We start from the raw sequence: 19,765 nt of genomic DNA, 5'->3' as shown, positions 1-19,765 counted from the left end.
GTGGTGCGGATTTTCCGCTTGAAGGTCTCGCCTGCGACCGCTAGGAAGCAGGCAAGTGGCTGGGTAGCTCAGTTGGTTAGAGCACATGACTCATAATCATGGGGTCGGGGGTTCGAGTCCCCCCCCCGCCACCATCCTTCCCCCTTTGCCGACAGCAGCCCGAGCCCAAAAGCCCGGGCTTTTTGCAGTCCCGCAAACCGCCCCCCATATCCGCCGCAACGCCTCTGAAAAGGCGCAGCCCCCCGGCTTTGGCTTTTTCAAAATACTCCCGCCGGAGGCCGCGGCGCAAAGCGCCGCCCCGGCCGCCCGCCCGCGCAAAATCCAAATAAAAACCCCCGCCGCAGCGGGGGTTACTCTCATTTGGCCATTTCGCGGGCAAGGGCGCAAAAGCCCTCCAGCGGGATCTCCTCGGCGCGCTTCGTGGGCTCAATCCCCGCCGCACGCAGCCGGTCCTCAATATCCGGCCCAATGCTCTTCAGCGCCGAGCGCAGCATCTTGCGGCGTTGGTTAAAGGCCACGGCGGTCACCCGCTCCAGCACCTTCGGATCGGCCGGAAAACGCGGCTCCGGCAGCGCGGTCAGATGCACCACGGCCGAATGCACCTTGGGCGGCGGCGAAAAGGCCTCAGGCGGCAGCGACAGCACAATGCGCGCATCGGTGCGCCACTGCGCCAGAATCGCCAGACGGCCGTAATGGCTCGAGCCGGGCTTCGCCACGATCCGTTCGGCCACTTCGCGCTGGAACATCAGGGTCAGGCTCTGCCAGAACGGCGGCCAGACCTTCGGGGTCAGCCAGCGCACCAGAAGCTCGGTGCCGACGTTATAGGGCAGGTTGGCGCAGATCCGCACCGGGGCCTGCAGATGCTCCAGCACATTAACCTCAAGCGCGTCGCCAAGGATATAATCCAGACGTCCGGGATAATGCGCCGCAATCTCTTCCAGAGCCGGGATGCAGCGGGGATCTTTTTCCACCGCCAGCACCTTGCGCGCCCCCTCGGCCAGCAGACCACGGGTCAGACCACCAGGGCCGGGGCCCACTTCCAGCACGTCACAACCCTTCAGATCGCCGGCCGCGCGGGCGATCCTTGCCGTCAGGTTCAGGTCGAGCAGGAAGTTCTGCCCAAGTTGTTTCTTCGCCACCAACTCATGCGTGGCAATCACCTCGCGCAGCGGGGGCAGGCCATCGAGAGCCGCCATGGGATATCCTTTCCTCAGCCCCGCCGGGCGGCACCGGCCATCTTCCAGGCCATGCGCAATGCCGCGATCAGGGAGCCTGGTTCTGCAATGCCTTTGCCGGCAATGTCAAACGCCGTACCATGGTCCGGCGAGGTGCGAATGAACGGCAGGCCCAGCGTCACATTGACGCCCTCATCAAAAGCCAGGGTCTTGATCGGGATCAGCGCCTGATCGTGATAGGCGCAGACCGCCACATCATAGCCCGCACGCGCCCGGGCATGAAACATCGTATCGGCCGGAAGCGGGCCTTTCAGGTCCAGCCCCTCGCGCTTCAGCTTCGCGATCAGCGCGGCCATCCAGTCCAGTTCTTCGCGCCCCATAGCCCCGCCTTCGCCCGCATGGGGGTTCAGACCCGCCACCGCGATGCGCGGCGCAGCAATGCCGAAATCGCGGATCATGGCGGCATGGGTGATGCGCAGCGTGGTCTCCAGCAGCGCAGGTGTCAGCGCCTGAGGCACCTCGGAAAGCGCGATATGAATGGTGGCAGGCACCACCTTCAGCGCATCTGATGCAAGGCACATGACCACATCGGCACCGCCGCCAAGGGCGGCCAGAAACTCGGTATGACCGGGATAGGCAAACCCCGCCCCGTCCTTCAGCGCTTTTTTGTGAATGGGCAGCGTGCAGACGGCGGAGGCCGCCCCGCTCTGCGCCAGCGCCACCGCACGCTCAATCGCTGAGATCACGCCCGCCGCATTGCGCGGATCAGGCACCCCCGGCACCGCATCGCCCTGGAATTCATGGGGCAGCACCGGCAGCGTATGGGGCGCCACATCATGCGCCTCTGCCATGCTGTCGAGCGCCTGCCAGCGGGTGCCCGGCGGCAGATGGCGCGGATCGCCGATCCAGGCGAAGGGCAGATCCGCAGCCAGCAGGGCGCGGGCGCGGATCGCAAGCTCGGTGCCGATGCCAGCGGGCTCGCCACAGGTCAGGGCGATCGGTTCAGCCGCAAATGCCATGGCTCAGGGACGGCGGATATGCGCGTTGGAGCGCAGTTCCTGCATGTAAAGATCGGCCTGACCGCCGATGCGGCGCTCTGCCAGACGGGTGCGCACGGTATTGCGGTCCGGCTCTGCGGCGCTTTTCACCCGGCTTGAGCAATGCATCAGCACGACCTGAACAGTGCCCTGCTTATAAAAGCTCATCTCATTTTCATCGAGCCCGGCCAGGCGGCCCGCCACATCCCCCGGCAGCGCGGATTTCGCCACCGTCTGACGGGTCAGCTCCCCGCCGAAGGCATTGAGATCGGTGCAGGTCATGACCCGCGCCTGCAGGCTGGCCAGCGTTGCCTCGGTGGCCGGGGTTCCGGCACCGGGCAGGCGCAGGACCGCGTAATCCACACCGGTTGCAGCCGGGGTCACGCTGTCTTTTTGCTCAATGTTGCGCAGCAGATAAACCGCATAGCGCCCGTCCGAAAGACGCACCGGCGGCGAGACCTGACCAGGCTGAAGCCCGTTCAGCGCCCCGAGCACCGCCTGGGGCATGGTGCCGACATCGCGCCAGTCGGTGCGGCCGCCGTCCTGCGCGGTCTCCCCCAGCGACTGGTTGCGTGCGGCGACGGCAAAGGCGGCCTCGCCCTTCAGCCCGGCCGAAAGATCCTGCGCTGTGACGCGCTTGTCAGCGGGCAGAATGATTTCCGACAGCAGCACCCGCGTGGTGCCGCGCAGCGCCAGCGTCGAGAGCGCCAGATCGACATCAGATTCGTAGATCGCTGCGACCGCAGAGGGGCCGAATTTCGCGCCCACAAGCTCCCGCCAGGCCATGCCCGCGTGCACGAAATCGCGGAAGGTCTCGCGCGCAATGCCGTTCTGGCCAAGGATCGCCACAAACTGATCCACCGGCAGCTCAAAGCGACCGGCAAATTCCGCCATGCCGTCATCGATCTGCTTTGGCGAGATGCGCAGCTTGATGCGGTCCGCCGCGATCAGGCGCAGGCGGTCTTCGATCAGCGATTTCTCGGCCTCTTTGGCCGGATCGCCGGGCGCATTCAGCAGGCGCATAAAGCGCAGCCGCTGGTCATATTCGTAATAGGTAATGACCTTATTATCGACCAGCAGGCGGGGGGCATAGGGAGAGGACTGCGCAGCAGCCGGTTGCAGCGGCGCGCTGACAAGGGCCAGGGCCAGGAGGGCGGTCGCTGCGGTGAAGGTCTGGCGCATCAGGATCTGTCCCGTTCCGTCTGTTCTGTCACTTATGTGCGTCATACGCGCTGCAAATACCAGCCCCTAGAAGCTGCAGCTGCGCGTCGCCGCCGATCCTGAGGGCCGCCCGCCGAAGCCTAAGAGATCCATCGACAGGCTGAAATTCGTCGAAGGCCGGATCGCGGCGGTTCCGGAGAATTTCCGGGTCAGGGCCATCTCAACTTTCAGACATTCGTTGAGATATTCAAGTCCCACACCGGCGCGGGTCGCCTCATTGACGCCAAAGTCATAGCGGCCCGATGCCAGCGCCGTCCAGTTGGAGGCCAGCTTGACCCGACCGTCGAGCGACCATTCCGAGGTATCGACAAGGCGGTTTTCCGAAGGGTCGGCATCCGCCCAGATCCAGGAGGCATCAAGGCCATAGCGCGCCCGCGCAATGCCCATGCGCAACTCACCGCGCGACAGATCGAAGCTGTCGTCAAAGGTGGCACGGCCCTGAAAGCGGATGCCGTTTGCGGTTTGCAGATGCAGCGCGCTGACCCAGCTGGAGCGGTCACCGTTCAGCCCGCTGACCGGCGAGAACTGATCATAGCCCGAGAAGCGGAACACGCGGCCGGCGCTTGCGATCAGGCTGGTGCCGCCGGGGTAAATCCGCGTCCAGGAGACGCCGGCGTTGATGCGCCGTCCGCCTTCGCGGCGGTCATAGCCGGGGAAGCGGCTGAAGCCAAAGAGGTTGCCCTCATCAAACTCCACCAGCTCGCTGTCGGAATTGGGGATATCGCCCGCATTGTGCTGGCGCGACCAGACCATTTCCACCACCGGCTCAAGGACATCCGAGATGCCGGTTGCGCCGGTCCGCGCCCAGGGCCAGCGCAGCTCTGCGCGCATCATCGGGGTCGCGGTATAGACCCGGCTGCTGTATCTGCTGTCCTGGGACACCCGGTTCAGATCAACCGCCGTGCCAAGCTCTGCCGCTGCGAGGATCCCCTGCGGCAGCAGCCAGTCGCGCCGCCAGAGCAGGCTCAGCCGCGCCTGCGACATATCCCGCCCGAGGATATTTTCATCCGAGCTGCGGCGGTGGCTGTGAATATTGATCCCGAAGGTCAGCTTGCCGCCGATCCCCGGCGCATCAAAGCGGCGCTGCCAGTCCAGATCGGCGATCAGCTGGGGCAGGCGGGAATTGGCTTCGCCCTCGCGGATCGAATGGCTGTGGCGCAGCCGCGCCTCAATCAGCTCATCGCGGCGCACCCGGCCGATCTGCAGCGTTGAATCGAGGCGGTCATCCTCAGAAAGGTCGTAGTCACGCAGATAGGCGTCATCGCTGACCACCCGCCCGGAGAAATACAGATAAAAGCCGCGCGGCAGGGTGAAACTGCCGGTCGCGGCCAGCCAGCCCCGGCCCCGCGACAGCGACTGATCGCGGCTGGCTGCGCCGTTCAGCTCAATCTGACCGGTGCGGAAGGCCTGGCGGTAGCGCATCCCCAGCGACTGCACATCTTTGCTGGCCAGCAGCGGCAGCAGCGTCAGATCCCGCGAAGACCCGAGCGGGATGAAGTAAGGCACCTCAATCCCGAAGCCGAGCCGCGAGGTTGAGATCAGCCGCGGCGAAAGAATACCGCGCGCGCGGTCCAGAGACGGGTCGGGCATCCGGAAGTGGGGCAGATAAGCCACCGGCACGCCGAACATCCGCAGCTGCGCATTGTCGAAATAGATCTGCCGCTCAAGCTGGTCGTGGATGATCCGCTGGGCGCGGATCTCCCAAAGCGGCGTGGGATTGTCGGCGCAGATCTGGCACGATGAGGCAACGGCGCGGCTCAGCACCGTGTGGCGGCCCTCCACGCGCTGCATCTCGCTGGCGGCCAGCTGCAGCTGGCGGTCCATCACCACGCGGGCGGATTGCAAAATGCCATTGCGCAGATCGGCCGACAGCTCTGCCGCACTGGCCAGGACCACGGTGCCGTCCGGCTCGGTCAGGGTGATCGGGCCGAGGATCTCAAGGCCGCCGGTGGTGCTGTCATAACGCACCTCAGTGGCGCGCAGGACCGCGCCCTTGTGGATCACCTCCACGCCGCCTTTGGCAATCAGCGTGCTGGTGCCGGTCAGCTGCACCTGATCGGCGACCAGGGTGGCGGGATCGCTTTGCTGCGCCGCCGTGCTGAGGGCAGTGGCCGCGACCAGCGCGCTCGAAAGGATCAGTCTGCGCAAAGCCGGCCGCATCAGCCATCCTCCAGGTGCAACAATAAACCAAGTGCGGCGAGAACAGCCACAGTGGGCGGTGCCCAGGCTGCAAGATCAACGGGGATCTGGCCATTCTCACCCAAAACCTGCGCAAAGTTGCGCAAAAAGAACACTGCAAAGCCCGCCAGCACTGCCATCAGGACCCGCACCCCGGTGCGCCCGCCCCGGGTGTGGTGCATGGTAAAGCCCGCGGCAATCAGCACCATGGCCGCCAGGGTCAGCGGCAGCGCCAGTTCACGCTGCAGCCAGACCTGGTGCTTGCGGGCCGAAAAGCCTGCACGTTCAAGACCTTCGATGAACTCGGGCAGATCCCAGATCGCAATCACATCGGGTGTGCTGAAGCTTTCGCGGATCTTGGCGGCATCGAGATCGGTGGCAAGCTCGGCTTTCGTCCGGCTGCGGGCGGTCTTTTCGGGATTGGCGTCGCTGAACTGCCATTCTTTCAGATCGCTCAGCAGCCAGGAGCCCTGGCGAAGCTGCGCGTCACGCGCCTCGATGCGGCTGACGGGCAGGCCCTCGATGTCAAAAGCCAGGAAGGAGACGCCGTAGAGATGCGTGCCGTCATGATTGGCGCGGTCCGCGCGGATCACCACCTGACCCTCAGCGCTTCCCTGACGCAGCCAGAGGCCCTCACGGCTGACCGACAGCACCGAAGGATTGCCGCCCGAAAGCCGGGTCACCAGCTCATCCGAGACCCGGGCGGTCGCGGCGACCATCGGGTTCAGCAGTGTCACACAGACCACCCCCAGCACCAGCGCGCCAAAGACCGGGGCCGCCACCGCCCGAAGGGCCGAGCGGCCCGCCGCACGGATCACCACCAGCTCAGAGCTGCGCGCAAGGCTGAGAAACATCGCGATCGCGCCAAAAAGCGCCACCAGCGGCAGAATACGGTAAAGCCCGCCGGAGAGGTTCAGCGCCGCGACCTCTGCCGCAGACCAGACCCCGGCCTCTTCGATCGCGGCCAGCTTGCGGATCTGCTCGACCATATCGATCAGCAGCAGGATCCCGGCAAAGACCGATGCCACCAGCAGAAAGGAGGTGAAAAAGCGCCGCAGCAGATAAAGGCTCAGCGTCATGTCAGCGCCCTCCGGGGCCGGGTTTCCCGCTGCGACCACCACAAAAGAACGGCAGAGAGCGCGATCCCCATCAGCGGTGCCGCCCAGACCAGCGGCCAGAGCCGCGCATCGCGGACCCCGACGGATTCCGCGCTATTGGCGATCATCTGCACCACCACCAGCCCGACAGAGCCGCCCAGCAGCTGCCGCCAGAGGCCAAAGCGCGAAAACGCCCCGATCAGCAGGGCCGAAAAGCCGATCAGCGCCGCCGCCGTCGCAAGGAAGGGCTGCGCCAGGCGGTTATGCCCCTCCCAGATCAGCAGCGAGCGGCTGCGACCGGTCTCAGCCGCCAGCGCTTCATCAGCGGTCAGCAGCTCCCAGGTTGAAAGCGTGCCGTCATCGCGCCGCGCCGCCGCCCCTGGCCCGAAAAGCGTATCGAGATCATAAGTGAAATCGGCAAAGCGGGTGATGGAGATCCGCATACCGTCAAAGCTCAGCGTCTGCGCCATGCCCTCAACCAGCACCAGCTTTGGCCCCGAGACATTCTTTGAGAGATAGCCGCGCTTTGAGGTATAGGAGGTCCGCGCCTCGGGGTTGCGGGCGTCGGAGAGATAGATATCGCGCAGCTCGCCGGTCTCGGTGATGTCGCGGATGTAAAGCGTGATGCCGTCCACGGGGAACTGGAAAACCCCCGGACGCAGCATCCGCGAGGTGACATTTTCGGTGATCGCCGCCTGACGCTCGCTCAGCGCCTGACGGCTGGCGGGAACCAGGACATTGACCAGCACCATCATGATCAGCGCCACGATCAGCCCGAAATAAAACACCGGCCGCGCCAGCCGAAACGAGGAAAACCCGGTCGCCTGCATGACCACGAGTTCCGATTCACGGCTCAGACGGTTGGTGACATAGGCCGAAGCCGCAAAGGCCGCGACCGGCAGCACCATGCGGATCACATTGGGCAGGGTCAGCGCGGTCATCTCCAGAAAGACCAGCGCGGATTGTCCGTCCCCGATCAGCCGGTCAAACAGCGAGACCGCCCGGTTCACCCAATAGACCGCCACCAGGATCAATGCGAAGAACCCGAACAGCATCAGAAACTGTGACAGCAGATATCTGTCGAATCGGGACAAAGCAGGCATCCTGGGTAAGGTCAGAGATTTGGCCATTTCTAGACCGGAACCCCCCCGGGGGAAACCGGTTTTTCCGGCATTGGTGCCGCTTCGGCAAGGGGTCGCAGGTCCGTCGGGCCGCGGGCTCTGGTCAAGCTTTGGGCTGGGCGTTAGGCTTCGCGCCGAACCGATCCGGAGCGTGACATGACCACACCAGTTGCCATTCAGTTTGACGCCTTTGAGCCCGAGAGCCTTGCCGCTGTAACCGGCCGTCTCGTGCTGCTCTGCGGCGCAGAAATCAAAGGCACGGCTGCGAAAAAGCTTGCCCGTCTGGGCAAAGGCCAGCTTGAGCGGGCGGTCAGCTCAGAGGCCTATGCGAACCTCAAAGCCGGTGAGGCGCTGGAGATCAGCTTTCCGACCGGGCTTGCCTGCGATGTGCTGCAACTCGTGAAGCTGGAGCCGAAGGCCGATGTGGCCACGGCGCGCCGCGCCGGTGCCACCATTGGCGCGGCACTCGATGCGCGTCCGGCCACGGTGATCGCGGCCGGCGTTCAGCGCGCGGCCGAGGTCTCTTTCGGGCTGGCGCTGCGGGCCTATAAATTCACCGAGCGCAAATCCGGTGAGGCCCCGCAAAAGGGCGCGGTGCGCGTTCTGGTCACCGAGCCTGAGGCCGTGGCGGCCGAAGCGGCCCCCCTCGCGGCTGTGGCCGAAGGCGTGTTCTTCACCCGCAATCTGGTCTCAGAGCCTGCCAATATTCTGACCACCGATGATTTCGCAGCCCGTCTGGCGGCGATGCAGGAGCTGGGCCTTGAGGTCGAAATCCTTGAGGAAGAGCAGCTGCGCGAGCTGGGGATGCACACGCTTCTGGCGGTGGGCATGGGCTCGGACTGCCCCTCAAAAGTCGTCGTCATGACCTGGAAAGGCAAGGGCGAGGGCGCTCCGCTGGCACTGGTCGGCAAGGGGGTCTGCTTCGATTCGGGCGGCATCTCGCTGAAGCCCGGTGCGGGCATGGAAGAGATGACCATGGATATGGGCGGCGCGGCGGTCGTCTCGGGCGTCATGCGCGCGCTGGCTTTGCGCAAATCGCCCTCGCATGTCGTGGGGATCGTGGGGCTGGTTGAGAATATGCCCTCGGGCCGCGCGCAGCGTCCGGGTGATATCGTGACCTCGATGAAGGGCACCACGATTGAGGTGACCAATACCGATGCCGAAGGCCGCCTCGTGCTGGCCGATGTGCTTTGGTACACCCAGCAGCGCTTTAAACCCTCGGGGATCATTGATCTGGCGACGCTGACGGGGGCTGTGATGGTCGCGCTTGGGATGGACAATACGGGCGTCTTTTCCAACAACGACCGCTTTTGCGACGAGTTTATGGCCGCCGCCAAAGCCGAGCAGGAATCCGCATGGCGTCTGCCGATGGATGACAAGCTCGATGCCACGCTGAAATCTGATCTCGCGGATATCCGCAACTCGACCGGCTCGCGTTACGGCGGCGCAGGCATCGCCGCCTGCTTCCTGCAGCGCTTTGTTGAGGCCGATATGCCCTGGATCCACCTCGATATCGCCGGGACCACGCTGACGAAAACCGGCACGGATTACGCGGGTAAAGGCGCGACCGGCTGGGGCGTGCGCGCGATCAACCGCCTGATCGCCGCCCGCGAGGTTTAACTCTTGGGCTATGCGCTGTTCTTCCGGCTGTCTCACACCCCTGCGGAGGAGCTGGTGCGCATCACCACCACCCGCGCGCTGGCGCAGGGCTGGCGCGTGGTGATCCGGGGGCGCGATATCAGCGCCCTCGACCGCCTCGATGAGGCGCTCTGGCGTGATCCGGCGGATGGGTTTTTGCCCCATGGCCTTTCGGGCGGGCCGCATGATGCGGCCCAGCCGGTGCTGCTGACCCTGGGCTCTGAGCGACCCAATGGGGCCCATGCGCTGATCACGCTCGAAGGGGCCGAAGTCAGCCCGGAAGAGATCGCTGAACTGGAACGGGTCTGGATCGTCTTTGACGGCAATGACGATCTGGCCCTTCAGGTCGCGCGCAGCCAGTGGCGCGCGCTGACCGGGGCGGGGGCAGAGGCGGAATTCTGGTCCGAGGCCTCGGGCCAGTGGCGCAAAGAAGCGGACAACCGTAAATCCTGAGGAGGATGGGATGAAGGCGTTTTGGGTAGTGCTGGGGGCCGGGCTCTGCGCGTCTCCCGCGGCGGCGGCACTGTCGGGCTGGTATGACAGCGCGGAAAAGATCAGCGCGATCCTTGGCGATGCGGCGCTGGCCGATCAGCACCGCCAGATGCCGCTGCGAAAGATCGAAAACATCGGCACCGATAAAGACGGCGCGGATCTGTGGGAGGTCGAAAGCCAGGACTGCCGCATGGTGGTCCGCCTGCGCGCCCTGCCGCCCAAGGGCATCGGCAAAACCACCTGGGAGGTGGAGGGGCGCGGCGCCTGCGATTAACGCGGATCGCGGCTCGGGTCTTTGACCGCGACCAGATAGATCACCAGCGCCAGAGCCAGCACGGCCGAGGACAGAAAGAAGGCGGCATCCGGCGTCCGCACCGGGGCCGCCGGTGACATAAAATAGCTGAACATCTGCGTGAAGGTCACGGTGCCCGCCAGCATGGCCAGATTGGTCAGCGCAGCAATGCCGCCCTGCAGCTCTCCCTGGGCATTATCCGGCACCATCCGCGTCATCCGCGCCATCAGCATGGGCTGCACAAAGCCCTCGGGGCCGTGGACGAACATCAGCAGGACCACACCCCACATGGTGCCGGTGATGCCATAGCAGGCCGCCGCGATCACGCCGCAGATCAGCCCGATCATCGCCACCCGGTGCTCGCCGAGGCGGCGCACGGAAATGCCGGTCAGCCCGCCCTGGAAGCCCGCAAGGATCAGCCCGAAAATCGCCAGCGTCAGCCCGATGGTGGCCTCGGTCCAGCCGAATTTCGCCATGCCCCAGAAGGGCCAGATCGCGGGATAAACCGCTGAGCCGAAGTAAAACGTCACCAGAACCGCGCAGATCGGAAGCACGCCGGGGTAGGTGGTGAAGACGCGGAAGGCCCCGAAAGGATTGGCGCGCTTCCAGTCAAAGCGGCGGCGTTTGCGCCTGGGCAGGGTCTCGGGCAGCACGAACCAACCGTAGAGACAATTGGCAAAGGAAATCCCCGCCGCCACCCAGAACGGCACCCTCGGACCCAGTTCCCCCAGCAGACCGCCGATGGCCGGGCCGATGATGAACCCGGTGCCAAAGGCCGCGCCCATCAGGCCATAAGCTTTGGCCCGGTTCGCCGGCGTGGTCACATCGGCGATATAGGCATTGGCGATCACCCAGCTTGAGCCGCAGATCCCCGCCAGCATCCGCCCCACAAAGAGCCAGAACAGCGTCGGCGCGACCGCGGAGAGCAGATAATCAAGCCCCAGCCCGAAAATCGCCAGCAAAAGCATCGGCCGCCGCCCAAAGCGGTCCGAGAGATTGCCCATGATCGGCGCAAACAGAAACTGCGCCATGGAATAGGCGAAATACATCCATCCCGCGATGACGGCGGCATCTTCGAGGCCAAGCTGCCCGACCTCTTCGACAAGGGCCGGCAGCACCGGGATGATAATCCCAAAGCCGATCATATCGATCAACACCGTGATCAGCACGAAACCGAAAGCGGGGGCAATGGGGGTCTTCATGAGCTCAGACCGCGGGGCAAAGCTGTGACAGAAGGCCGGGCAACTCAGGATAGGCGGTGATCACCCCTTCCGGAGCCATGTCGCGCACCAGATCGCCCTCGGGGCCCATGGTGACCAGAATCACCGGCACCCCGGCATTGGCGCCGGTTTTGCGGTCGGTGATCGTATCGCCGACCAGAACCGCCCGGTCCCGCCGCCCGCCCGCCAGCTCAATCGCGTGCCACAAAGGCGCGGGGTCGGGCTTGCGGACGGGCAGGGTATTGGCGCCCACCACCGCATCAAAAAGATCCCGCGTGCCAAGCGCCAGCAGAAGTTTTTCAGCCAGATCAATGGGTTTATTGGTGCAGATCCCAATCCGCCAGCCCTCGCGCTTCAGCGCCTCAATGGTGCTCTCCGCTTCAGGGAAAAACCGGGTCTGCGCGCAGATCTCAGCCTCATAGGCGGCCAGCAGCACTGGCTGCCAGCGGTCGAGATCCCCGTCGCCCCAGCCCAGATTAAGCCGCGCCGCGCCGTGCTTCAGCATCGCCCGGCTGCCAAACCCCGCGACCGGGGCATCGGCGGCGGTCAGAGGGCGGCCATGGCCGGCCAGATCGAACGCCTGATTGGCCGCCGCGAGCAGGTCCGCTGCCGTATCCGCAAGCGTTCCGTCGAGGTCGAAGATAACTGAGCGCATGGAACGTCCTGTCGCTTTAGCTGTCGCGCGGCTGCGCCTGGCGCAGGGCCTAACCCTGCCGGACCCGATTGAAAAGCAGTTTCTCAGCCGTCGGTTCCGCTTGTGGCCGCCGCGCCATAGCGCCGCGTCGGGATTTCGCTCTTGTGACCAGACGCGCCGGGCTTTACCGAGGCTTTTTCTGCCGGTATCCCGGCCTGACCCGGACACGGAGAGTGAAATGCTGGCTGAAGACGCGCTTGAGCATCTGAAAACCCTTGGTGATGTGCAAAAAGCTGCCGAAGCTGCTGCCTGGCACAAGGTGGACCGCCCTTACCTGGGCATTGCCCCCGCCGCAATCGACGCGCTGGCCCGCGAATGGCGCCAAAGCCTGCCGCTGGACGCGCGTCTGGCGCTGGCGGACGGCCTTTGGCAGAGCGGCGTTCACGATGCGATGATGGCGGCCGCCAAACTGCTGGAGCAGGCCCGCATCCGTCCCTCGGATGACGAAGCCTTTGCGCTGATCCTTGCCTGGCTGCCGGGTGTCGAGGGCGCGGCGCTCGCGGATCAGCTTGCCGTTGCGGGGGCCAAGCGTCTGCTGGCCGATCCCGCGCGCGTCGAAGCGCTGGAGGCTTTCATCACCGCTGAGAACCGCTGGAGCCGCCGGGCGGCCTTCCTGATGCTCAGCCCCTGGGCCAAGATGAACAACCCCAAGGACGCGGATCTGGTGATCCGTGACCGCGCGCTGGCCTGGGCAGAGACTTTAATTTCGGATCGTAACTGGTTCATCCAGAAGGCAGTTTCGGGCTGGATCGCGGATCTTTCGCGCCATGATGCGGACCGCGCGCGGGCCTTCATTGCAAAGCATGGTGCGGCGCTGAAAAGCTATGCGCTGAAGGAATCCGGGCGCTTCCTGCAAAACTAAGGGTGCAGCGCCCGAAAGGCCGCAAGGGCCTCGGGCGGGACCCGATCCACATGCAGGATGCTGGTGTGGATCGAAAAGACCACCGCTTTGGTCTGCGGCAGGCGCAACAGGGCCTGCCGCTCTGAGCGCAGATAATTGCGGCTGAGGGGTTTGGGGCGAACCTCCCCCTCGCGGCGCGGCTGAAACAGCGCCGGATCCTCATAGAGCAGCGCATTTGAGCGCCAGAGCGGCTGTCCGGGGCGGATGGCGTCAAACAGCCGCTGCACCCGCAGCGCAAGATTCTCGTCATATTCCTTCACCGGGCGATGGATCCCGGTCAGCGGCCTGCCGATCTTTTCTGACAGAGACCAGCTTGCGGGAAAGCACAGGATCGCCGCTTTCATCACATGCTCGCGGCCCTCGGGCAGATGAAGGACGAAATCCTCCTGCACCAGCCGTCCAAGGGTGAGCAGCGGGGCGGTGAAATCGATCTCAACCGCCTCGCCGTCAGGACGGATTATTCTATCAGATTCAACACTATACGCGGCGTTCTTCAACAAAAGAATGAGTGTTTCTGACAGCAGTTCCCGGGCGGATTCCGCTGCCTCGGGCAAGAGGGCGTGGATCTCCGCTGGCCGGGTGCGGATCAGCGCATCGCGCTGCCGCATCTGGCCTGTGAACGCCTCATCCTGAAAGATCCAGGCCTCGGGGTCCAGCGGGCGGATGCCCGGCAGCTTTGCGCCCACCGGGTCCATCCAGGGCATCTGCGGCAGCCGGTCCTGCAGGACCGGCGCAGAGTTTACTCCCACCGTTTCGGGGCTTTGCTGCGTGGCGGGGGACGACGCTCAACCGGCACGCGGCGCAGCGGCGTTGCGGGGGCTTTGGGCGGCGCTGCGGGCTTGTGGATCGGCGGCGGCACGGCTTTCGGCGGCGCTTTTGGCGCGGCGGAGGAGGGCTTTGCCTTTTCCGCCAGATCGCGGGCAATCGCAAAGCTGCCTTTGATCTTTTCGGCGTCATTGGGCCAGTCGCGCGCGATGATCAGCCTGTTGTCCTTCAGCTTTACATTATGCGGATCGGCCTGCAGATATTCAACAAGCCCTGCCGGATTGGGGAATTTATCGGCATGGAACTGCACGGTCGCGCCTTTTGGCCCGGCATCCAGCTTGCCGATTCCGGCACGTTTGCACATCGCCTTGATGCGCATGACCAAAAGCAGGGTGTTCACCTCTTTCGGCACCGGGCCGAAACGGTCAATCAGTTCTGCCGCAAAGCCCTCAAGCTCGACCTTTCCGGTCAGACCTGACAGGCGGCGGTAAAGACCAAGGCGCACGTCGAGATCGGGGATATAGGCCTCGGGGATCAGCACCGGCACGCCCAGATTGATCTGCGGTGCCCAGTCGCTGTCGAAGGACTGCGGCCCCTCAATCTCGCCCGAGCGGATCCTGGCGATCGTCTCTTCCAGCATGTGCTGGTAAAGCTCAAAGCCCACTTCTTTGATATGGCCCGACTGCTCTTCGCCGAGCAGGTTCCCGGCGCCGCGCTGGTCAAGGTCATGGGAGGCAAGGTTAAATCCGGCACCCAGACTGTCAAAGCTCGCCAGAAGTTTCAGTCTGCGCTCGGCCTGGGGCGTCAGCGGGCTGCGGGGTTTGGTGGTCAGATAGCAATAGGCGCGGGTCTTGGAGCGGCCCACACGACCGCGGATCTGATAAAGCTGGCTCAGGCCGAACATATCGGCGCGGTGGATAATCATCGTATTGGCGGTCGGGATATCGAGGCCCGATTCCACGATTGTGGTGGCCAGCAGCACATCGGCCTTGCCGTCGTAGAAATCGTTCATCCGCTGGTCGAGCTCTCCGGCTGCGAGCTGGCCATTGGCCACGATCACGCTGACCTCCGGCACATGGTCGCGCAGGAACTGCTCCATATCCGGCAGATCCGAGATCCGCGGCACCACGAAGAAGCTTTGCCCGCCGCGGTATTTCTCGCGCAGCAGCGCCTCGCGGATCGTCACGCCGTCAAATTCCGATACGTAAGTCCGGATCGCCAGACGATCGACCGGGGGCGTGGCGATGACGGAAAGGTCCCGCACCCCTGAGAGCGAGAGTTGCAGCGTGCGCGGGATCGGCGTTGCGGTCAGCGTCAGCACATGGATGTCTGAGCGGAGTTCCTTCAGCCGCTCTTTATGGGTCACCCCGAAGTGCTGCTCTTCGTCGATGATCAGCAGGCCAAGGTTTTTGAATTTCACCGCCTGGGCCAGCACCGCATGGGTGCCGACGACGATATCCACCGTGCCATCGGCCAGACCCTCGCGGGTTTTCGCGGCTTCTTTGGCGGTGACAAAACGCGAAAGTGGTTTAACATTCAGCGGGAAGCCTTTGAAACGAGCTTCAAAACTGCGGAAGTGCTGCCGCGCGAGCAGGGTGGTCGGGGCGACCACCGCCACCTGCATGCCCGCCATCGCCGCCACAAAAGCCGCCCGCATCGCCACTTCGGTTTTGCCAAAGCCCACGTCGCCGACGACCAGGCGGTCCATCGGATTGCCCTGGCCGAGATCCTCAATCACCGAGGCGATGGAGCTGAGCTGATCGTCGGTCTCGACATAAGGAAAGCGCGCGCAGAAGGCATCCCAAAGCCCCTCGGGCGGGGTCAGGATCGGGGCGGCGCGCAGGCTGCGTTCCGCTGCCACCCGCATCAGGCGGTCGGCGATTTCGCGGATCCGCTCTTTCAGCTTGGCCTTGCGGGCCTGCCAGGCACCGCCGCCGAGTTTGTCGAGCAGGCCCTCTTCGTGGCCATAGCGCGACAGCAGTTCAATGTTTTCAACCGGCAGGTAAAGCCTGTCACCGCCCGCATATTCCAGCGCCAGACAGTCATGCGGCGCACCAAGCGCATTGATGGTCTCCAGCCCCTTAAAGCGCCCGATGCCATGCTCAATATGCACAACCAGATCACCGGGGGTGAGCGAGGTGGTGCTTTGCAGGAAGTTCTCGGCCTTCTTTTTGCGGCGCGGGCGGCCGATCATGCGGTCGCCTAAGACATCCTGCTCGGACACAACCGTAAGGCCCGGGGCCTCAAAGCCCTGATCCAGACCCCAGATCACCAGGAAAAGCTGGCCCTTGCCCTTTTTATATTCGGGCAGCGCGCGCAGATCGGCGACCATCTCGGCCCCGGTCAGCCCCTGATCGGCCAAAAGCCCCGCCATCCGCTCACGCGAGCCTTCAGAGTGGTGGGTCAGTACCACATGGCCGTGCTGGCGGCGGGCGCGGATGTGATCGGCCAGCGCTCCAAAGAGGTTCAGCCCCTCGGTCTGGCGCTCAATGGCGAAGTTTTTGCCTTTGCGGGCAAGGGTGTCGATCACCCCCGGTCCGGGCGGCTGCGGCGCGCCGTGAAAGCGCACGACCCGGCGGTCGCCAATGGCCCCCATCCAGGCTTCCTCATCGAGGTAAAGCAGACCGGGCGGCGCCGGTTTATAGGGGCTGTCGAGGCGGGCCTTATTGCTCAGCGCTTCGCGGCGGGCGTCATATTGCTCTGAGATCTGGTGCCAGCGGGCATCGCGCACGGCATCCAGCTGGTCGTCCATGGTGATCGTGGCACCAGGCAGGAAGTCGAAAAGCGTGGCGAGGCTGTCATGGAAAAAACCCATCCAATGCTCCATGCCGGCATATTTGCGCCCGGCACTCACCGCCTCATAAAGCGGGTCATCCTGGCCGCCGGTGCCAAATTCCACGCGGTAATTCTGCCGGAACCGCGCGATGGCCGCCTCATCAAGGATGATCTCAGAGACCGGGGACAGATCGACCGAGGTCAGCCGCTCGCCCGAGCGTTGGGTATCGGCGTCAAAGCGGCGGATGCTGTCGAGCTGATCGCCGAAGAAATCAAGCCGCACCGGGGCGTCATGGCCCGGCGGCCAGATATCGACGATGCCGCCGCGGATCGCGCAGTCGCCGGGCTCGGTCACGGTGGGGGAATAGGAAAAGCCCGCCCGCACGAGGAAAGCCCGCAAAGCCGCCTCATCCACCCGATCGCCGACCTGGGCGATGAAACTCGCGCGCAGCACGGTCTCGCGGGTGGGGACCCTTTGCATGGCGGCTGACAGCGTGGTGACCACGATCGGCGGCACCGGCAGCCCGTGGGTGAGCGCGGCAAGCACCGACATCCGCTGGGCCGACAGCTCAGGATTGGGCGAGATGCGGTCATAGGGCAGGCAGTCCCAGGCCGGGAAATGCAGCACCACCCGCGCCGGATCGAGAACGGAAAGCGCTTCGATCATGGCGGCGGCGCGTTTGTCATCGCGCGCGATATGCAGCACCGGGCCTTTGGCGCGGTCGGCTTCGGACAGAACGCGGGTGGCGTCAAATCCCTCGGGCGCACCGCCCGTCAGCAAAAGAGGCATGGGTCAGTTTCCCAAAATCGAGACGGAGAGATTTTGATACATCCCCCACATAGAGGTGACAAAGATCGCAATCATTCCGATCAGTTGTACGAAGAAGCGGTGACGCGAGAGCAGGCGAAAAGTCTCGTCAGCTGCGGCCCCGGCCTCAATCCGCAGGCAGGCGCGGCGGCTGAGCACGGATGTCAGCATCGCAGGCACCAGCAAAAGCGCCAGCGCCTGGGCCAGATGCAGCCCATAGCCAAAGCCCAGCACGACCAGCAGGGTCAGCAGGGCAAAGACCGCGCCGGTCAGAACGGCCCCCCCGGCGCGGGCAATATGGCAGATGCGGCGGGCGTGGATTTCGGCCAAAGCAGTGATATCGCGCAAGACCTGCGGATCGCCGCTGCGCCGCGCCCGGGTCACCAGATCCCAGGGCACGCCCAGCACGAAATGGCTGGCGCGCGACCACATCACGGCCAGCGCTATCCAGAACCAGAGGTTGGAGAAGCTGTAGAAGTCGATGATTTCCGGCAGCAGGCGCAGGATGTCCACCCGGGTCAGGCTCCGTCTGAAAGGCTCGGCACCTGTCTAACGCCGCTCTGCGGCTTTGCCCAGACAGTTCCGCCATAGAGCGAAGGGCAGGGCGCGGTCTTCAGGCTTGAGCGGCGGGGCGGATCATGGCAGGACGGGGCATCTTTGTTGATGGAACCCTGGCCATGACCTTCGCAGATTACCCCGCCACCCGCTTTCGCCGCCTGCGCCGCACGCCGGCACTTCGCGATCTGGTGCAGGAAAACCGCCTGTCAGCGGCGGATCTGATCTGGCCGGTTTTCATCCGCGAGGGTCATAATGCTGAAGAGCCGATCGCCTCAATGCCGGGGGTCTCGCGCCTGACGCTTGATCGACTGCTGGTGCGCGCGACGGAGGCGCATGAGGCGGGGGTGCAGGTGATCTGCCTTTTTCCCTATACCGATCAATCGCTGCGCACCGAAGACTGCGCCGAGGCCTGGAGCCCGGAAAACCTGACCAACCGCGCGATCCGCATGCTGAAAAAAGAGCTGCCCTCGCTGGCGGTGATGACGGATATCGCGCTTGATCCCTATAACGCCAATGGCCATGACGGCTTTGTGGTCGATGGCATCATCGTCAATGACGAAACCGTTGAGGCGCTGGTGAAAATGGCGCTGGCCCAGGCTGAGGCCGGGGCGGATATCCTTGGGCCGTCTGATATGATGGATGGCCGCATTGGTGCAATGCGCGCGGCTTTGGAAGAAAACGGCCATCAGGATGTGACGATCATGTCCTATTCGGCGAAATATGCCTCGTGTTTTTATGGGCCGTTCCGCGATGCGGTGGGCGCCTCGGGGCGTCTGGTCGGCGATAAGAAGACCTATCAGATGAACCCCGGCAATTCCGATGAGGCGCTGCGTCTGGTGGCCCGCGATCTCGCCGAGGGCGCGGATATGGTCATGGTGAAGCCCGGGATGCCCTATCTCGATATCTGCACGCGGGTAAAGCGCGAGCTGCAGGTGCCGACCTTCGCCTATCAGGTCTCGGGCGAATATGCGATGTTGAAGGGGGCGGCGCAGAACGGCTGGATTGACGGCGAAAAATCCATGCTGGAAAGCCTTTTGTGCTTTAAACGCGCCGGCTGCGACGGGATCCTGACCTATTTCGCGGTGGATGTTGCGAACTATCTGAAGGGCTGATCAGCGCCACTTCGCCGCTTTGTCGCCCTGCGGGGTGACAGAGCGGAAAATACTGCCTAGTGTAAGCCGTAATAAGCGGGAACAATCCCGCACAAAGGCGGAGCAGACAAATGACAGCCACCACCCTCCTGCAGCGGCGCGGGCTTCTTATGGGGCTCGGGGCGAGTTTTGGCCTTGCAGCCTGTGCCAATGGCATCGGCTCGACCGGCGGTGCGACGATCGATGCGCGCGTGGATGCCACGCGGGACTATCTTTTCAGCCGCTATCCCGGCACCCGCGATCTGGCGATGAAATCGGTGGGCATCCTTTATATGCCGCTGATCACCGAGGCCGGATTTGGCTTTGGCGCGGGCTTCGGGCAGGGCGCTCTGCGCATCAATGACATCACCGTTGATTATTATTCGGCCACCCGTGCCACCGTGGGTTTTCAGATCGGCGCACAGCAATATGCCCATGCGCTCTTCTTCATGACCGAGCAGGCCCTGGGCGAGTTCCGTCAGAACCACGGCTGGGCGGTGGGCGCGGATGCGCGTTACGCGCTGCCCGATCAGGGCGCTTCGATCGGCAAAGAGAGCACCGAGACGGCCCCGGTTGTGGCTTTGGTCTTCGGGCAGTCCGGTCTGATCGCGGGCGCCACCCTCGCGGGCATCAAATACACCCGCATTATCCCCTGATCCGCAC

The 19,765-nt window shown here is 64.3% G+C and carries 17 protein-coding genes and 1 tRNA gene; 7 read left to right on the top strand and 11 right to left on the bottom strand.

What is annotated here, in order from left to right; all coding sequences use genetic code 11:
* Positions 1 to 57 precede the first annotated feature (57 nt).
* Positions 58 to 134 (top strand) — tRNA-Met (locus EG244_RS14375).
* A 222-nt stretch (positions 135 to 356) separates the two neighbouring features.
* Here the strand turns inward: EG244_RS14375 and rsmA are convergent.
* From rsmA to lptF, 6 genes are all read right to left on the bottom strand, one after another.
* Positions 357 to 1,196 carry a 16S rRNA (adenine(1518)-N(6)/adenine(1519)-N(6))-dimethyltransferase RsmA gene (rsmA, locus tag EG244_RS14370; protein WP_124965685.1) on the bottom strand — a complete coding sequence of 280 codons (840 nt, stop codon included), beginning with the start codon at positions 1,194 to 1,196 and terminating at the stop codon, positions 357 to 359.
* A 14-nt stretch (positions 1,197 to 1,210) separates the two neighbouring features.
* The gene (pdxA, locus tag EG244_RS14365) at positions 1,211 to 2,194 is read right to left on the bottom strand and encodes a 4-hydroxythreonine-4-phosphate dehydrogenase PdxA (protein WP_124965684.1); all 984 of its coding nucleotides are present in this window, start codon (positions 2,192 to 2,194) and stop codon (positions 1,211 to 1,213) included.
* A gap of 3 nt (positions 2,195 to 2,197) precedes the next feature.
* Positions 2,198 to 3,394, bottom strand: a complete 1,197-nt coding sequence (locus EG244_RS14360; protein ID WP_158617316.1) for a peptidylprolyl isomerase — start codon at positions 3,392 to 3,394, stop codon at positions 2,198 to 2,200.
* Between the two features lie 66 nt (positions 3,395 to 3,460).
* The gene (locus EG244_RS14355; protein ID WP_124965682.1) at positions 3,461 to 5,593 is read right to left on the bottom strand and encodes an LPS-assembly protein LptD; all 2,133 of its coding nucleotides are present in this window, start codon (positions 5,591 to 5,593) and stop codon (positions 3,461 to 3,463) included.
* On the bottom strand, positions 5,593 to 6,690 hold the full coding sequence (gene lptG / locus EG244_RS14350) for an LPS export ABC transporter permease LptG (RefSeq protein WP_124965681.1): 1,098 nt from the start codon (positions 6,688 to 6,690) through the stop codon (positions 5,593 to 5,595). Before lptG ends, EG244_RS14355 begins: the two co-directional genes overlap by 1 nt.
* Positions 6,687 to 7,802, bottom strand: coding sequence for an LPS export ABC transporter permease LptF (lptF, locus tag EG244_RS14345; protein WP_124965680.1), 1,116 nt, complete (start codon positions 7,800 to 7,802; stop codon positions 6,687 to 6,689). The genes lptG and lptF overlap by 4 nt, the downstream gene beginning before the upstream one ends.
* A 183-nt stretch (positions 7,803 to 7,985) precedes the next feature.
* Between lptF and EG244_RS14340 the strand changes: the two genes are divergently transcribed.
* The 3 genes from EG244_RS14340 to EG244_RS14330 are packed head-to-tail and all read left to right on the top strand — an operon-like array spanning position 7,986 to position 10,233.
* Positions 7,986 to 9,449, top strand: a complete 1,464-nt coding sequence (locus tag EG244_RS14340; protein WP_124965679.1) for a leucyl aminopeptidase — start codon at positions 7,986 to 7,988, stop codon at positions 9,447 to 9,449.
* A 3-nt stretch (positions 9,450 to 9,452) separates the two neighbouring features.
* Positions 9,453 to 9,920, top strand: a complete 468-nt coding sequence (locus EG244_RS14335) for a DNA polymerase III subunit chi (protein ID WP_124965678.1) — start codon at positions 9,453 to 9,455, stop codon at positions 9,918 to 9,920.
* A 10-nt stretch (positions 9,921 to 9,930) separates the two neighbouring features.
* Complete coding sequence (locus EG244_RS14330) at positions 9,931 to 10,233, top strand: hypothetical protein (RefSeq protein ID WP_124965677.1); 303 nt, start codon at positions 9,931 to 9,933, stop codon at positions 10,231 to 10,233.
* Here EG244_RS14330 and EG244_RS14325 read toward each other — a convergent pair.
* On the bottom strand, positions 10,230 to 11,453 hold the full coding sequence (locus EG244_RS14325) for a TCR/Tet family MFS transporter (protein WP_124965676.1): 1,224 nt from the start codon (positions 11,451 to 11,453) through the stop codon (positions 10,230 to 10,232). The genes EG244_RS14330 and EG244_RS14325 overlap by 4 nt on opposite strands.
* Before the next feature lie 4 nt (positions 11,454 to 11,457).
* Entirely contained in the window at positions 11,458 to 12,126 is a 669-nt protein-coding gene (locus tag EG244_RS14320; protein WP_124965675.1) for an HAD-IA family hydrolase, read from the bottom strand.
* Between the two features lie 217 nt (positions 12,127 to 12,343).
* Between EG244_RS14320 and EG244_RS14315 the strand changes: the two genes are divergently transcribed.
* Positions 12,344 to 13,027, top strand: a complete 684-nt coding sequence (locus EG244_RS14315) for a DNA alkylation repair protein (protein WP_124965674.1) — start codon at positions 12,344 to 12,346, stop codon at positions 13,025 to 13,027.
* On the opposite strand, the gene EG244_RS14310 is transcribed toward EG244_RS14315, so the two are convergent.
* The 3 genes from EG244_RS14310 to EG244_RS14300 are packed head-to-tail and all read right to left on the bottom strand — an operon-like array spanning position 13,024 to position 17,927.
* Positions 13,024 to 13,815 carry a heme-dependent oxidative N-demethylase family protein gene (locus EG244_RS14310; RefSeq protein WP_233589020.1) on the bottom strand — a complete coding sequence of 264 codons (792 nt, stop codon included), beginning with the start codon at positions 13,813 to 13,815 and terminating at the stop codon, positions 13,024 to 13,026. The genes EG244_RS14315 and EG244_RS14310 overlap by 4 nt on opposite strands.
* Positions 13,806 to 17,396, bottom strand: coding sequence for a transcription-repair coupling factor (gene mfd / locus EG244_RS14305; protein WP_124965673.1), 3,591 nt, complete (start codon positions 17,394 to 17,396; stop codon positions 13,806 to 13,808). Before mfd ends, EG244_RS14310 begins: the two co-directional genes overlap by 10 nt.
* Positions 17,397 to 17,399: 3 nt before the next feature.
* A complete protein-coding gene (locus EG244_RS14300; protein WP_124965672.1) occupies positions 17,400 to 17,927 on the bottom strand; it encodes a component of SufBCD complex in 528 nt (175 codons plus the stop codon).
* A gap of 125 nt (positions 17,928 to 18,052) precedes the next feature.
* Here EG244_RS14300 and hemB point away from each other — a divergent pair, with 125 nt between their 5' ends.
* Positions 18,053 to 19,084, top strand: a complete 1,032-nt coding sequence (gene hemB, locus EG244_RS14295; protein WP_233589019.1) for a porphobilinogen synthase — start codon at positions 18,053 to 18,055, stop codon at positions 19,082 to 19,084.
* Between the two features lie 149 nt (positions 19,085 to 19,233).
* Positions 19,234 to 19,758: a lipid-binding SYLF domain-containing protein gene (locus tag EG244_RS14290; RefSeq protein ID WP_233589023.1), complete on the top strand. Its 525-nt coding sequence runs from the start codon at positions 19,234 to 19,236 to the stop codon at positions 19,756 to 19,758.
* The last annotated feature ends 7 nt before the right edge of the window (positions 19,759 to 19,765 follow it).

The organism is Falsigemmobacter faecalis, from assembly GCF_003863335.1.
Taxonomy (GTDB): Bacteria; Pseudomonadota; Alphaproteobacteria; order Rhodobacterales; family Rhodobacteraceae; genus Wagnerdoeblera; species Wagnerdoeblera faecalis.
Note: the sequence above shows the minus strand (reverse complement) of the source record. Positions and strands in the feature narration are given on the sequence as shown.

What these genes read in the sequence shown, in the direction of transcription:
- rsmA (WP_124965685.1), bottom strand. Translation starts at nt 1,196, where the DNA reads ATGGCGGCTCTCGATGGCCTGCCCCCGCTGCGCGAGGTGATTGCCACG.
- pdxA (WP_124965684.1), bottom strand. Translation starts at nt 2,194, where the DNA reads ATGGCATTTGCGGCTGAACCGATCGCCCTGACCTGTGGCGAGCCCGCT.
- EG244_RS14360 (WP_158617316.1), bottom strand. Translation starts at nt 3,394, where the DNA reads ATGCGCCAGACCTTCACCGCAGCGACCGCCCTCCTGGCCCTGGCCCTT.
- EG244_RS14355 (WP_124965682.1), bottom strand. Translation starts at nt 5,593, where the DNA reads ATGCGGCCGGCTTTGCGCAGACTGATCCTTTCGAGCGCGCTGGTCGCG.
- lptG (WP_124965681.1), bottom strand. Translation starts at nt 6,690, where the DNA reads ATGACGCTGAGCCTTTATCTGCTGCGGCGCTTTTTCACCTCCTTTCTG.
- EG244_RS14340 (WP_124965679.1), top strand. Translation starts at nt 7,986, where the DNA reads ATGACCACACCAGTTGCCATTCAGTTTGACGCCTTTGAGCCCGAGAGC.
- EG244_RS14330 (WP_124965677.1), top strand. Translation starts at nt 9,931, where the DNA reads ATGAAGGCGTTTTGGGTAGTGCTGGGGGCCGGGCTCTGCGCGTCTCCC.
- EG244_RS14325 (WP_124965676.1), bottom strand. Translation starts at nt 11,453, where the DNA reads ATGAAGACCCCCATTGCCCCCGCTTTCGGTTTCGTGCTGATCACGGTG.
- EG244_RS14320 (WP_124965675.1), bottom strand. Translation starts at nt 12,126, where the DNA reads ATGCGCTCAGTTATCTTCGACCTCGACGGAACGCTTGCGGATACGGCA.
- EG244_RS14315 (WP_124965674.1), top strand. Translation starts at nt 12,344, where the DNA reads ATGCTGGCTGAAGACGCGCTTGAGCATCTGAAAACCCTTGGTGATGTG.
- mfd (WP_124965673.1), bottom strand. Translation starts at nt 17,396, where the DNA reads ATGCCTCTTTTGCTGACGGGCGGTGCGCCCGAGGGATTTGACGCCACC.
- hemB (WP_233589019.1), top strand. Translation starts at nt 18,053, where the DNA reads ATGGCAGGACGGGGCATCTTTGTTGATGGAACCCTGGCCATGACCTTC.
- EG244_RS14290 (WP_233589023.1), top strand. Translation starts at nt 19,234, where the DNA reads ATGGGGCTCGGGGCGAGTTTTGGCCTTGCAGCCTGTGCCAATGGCATC.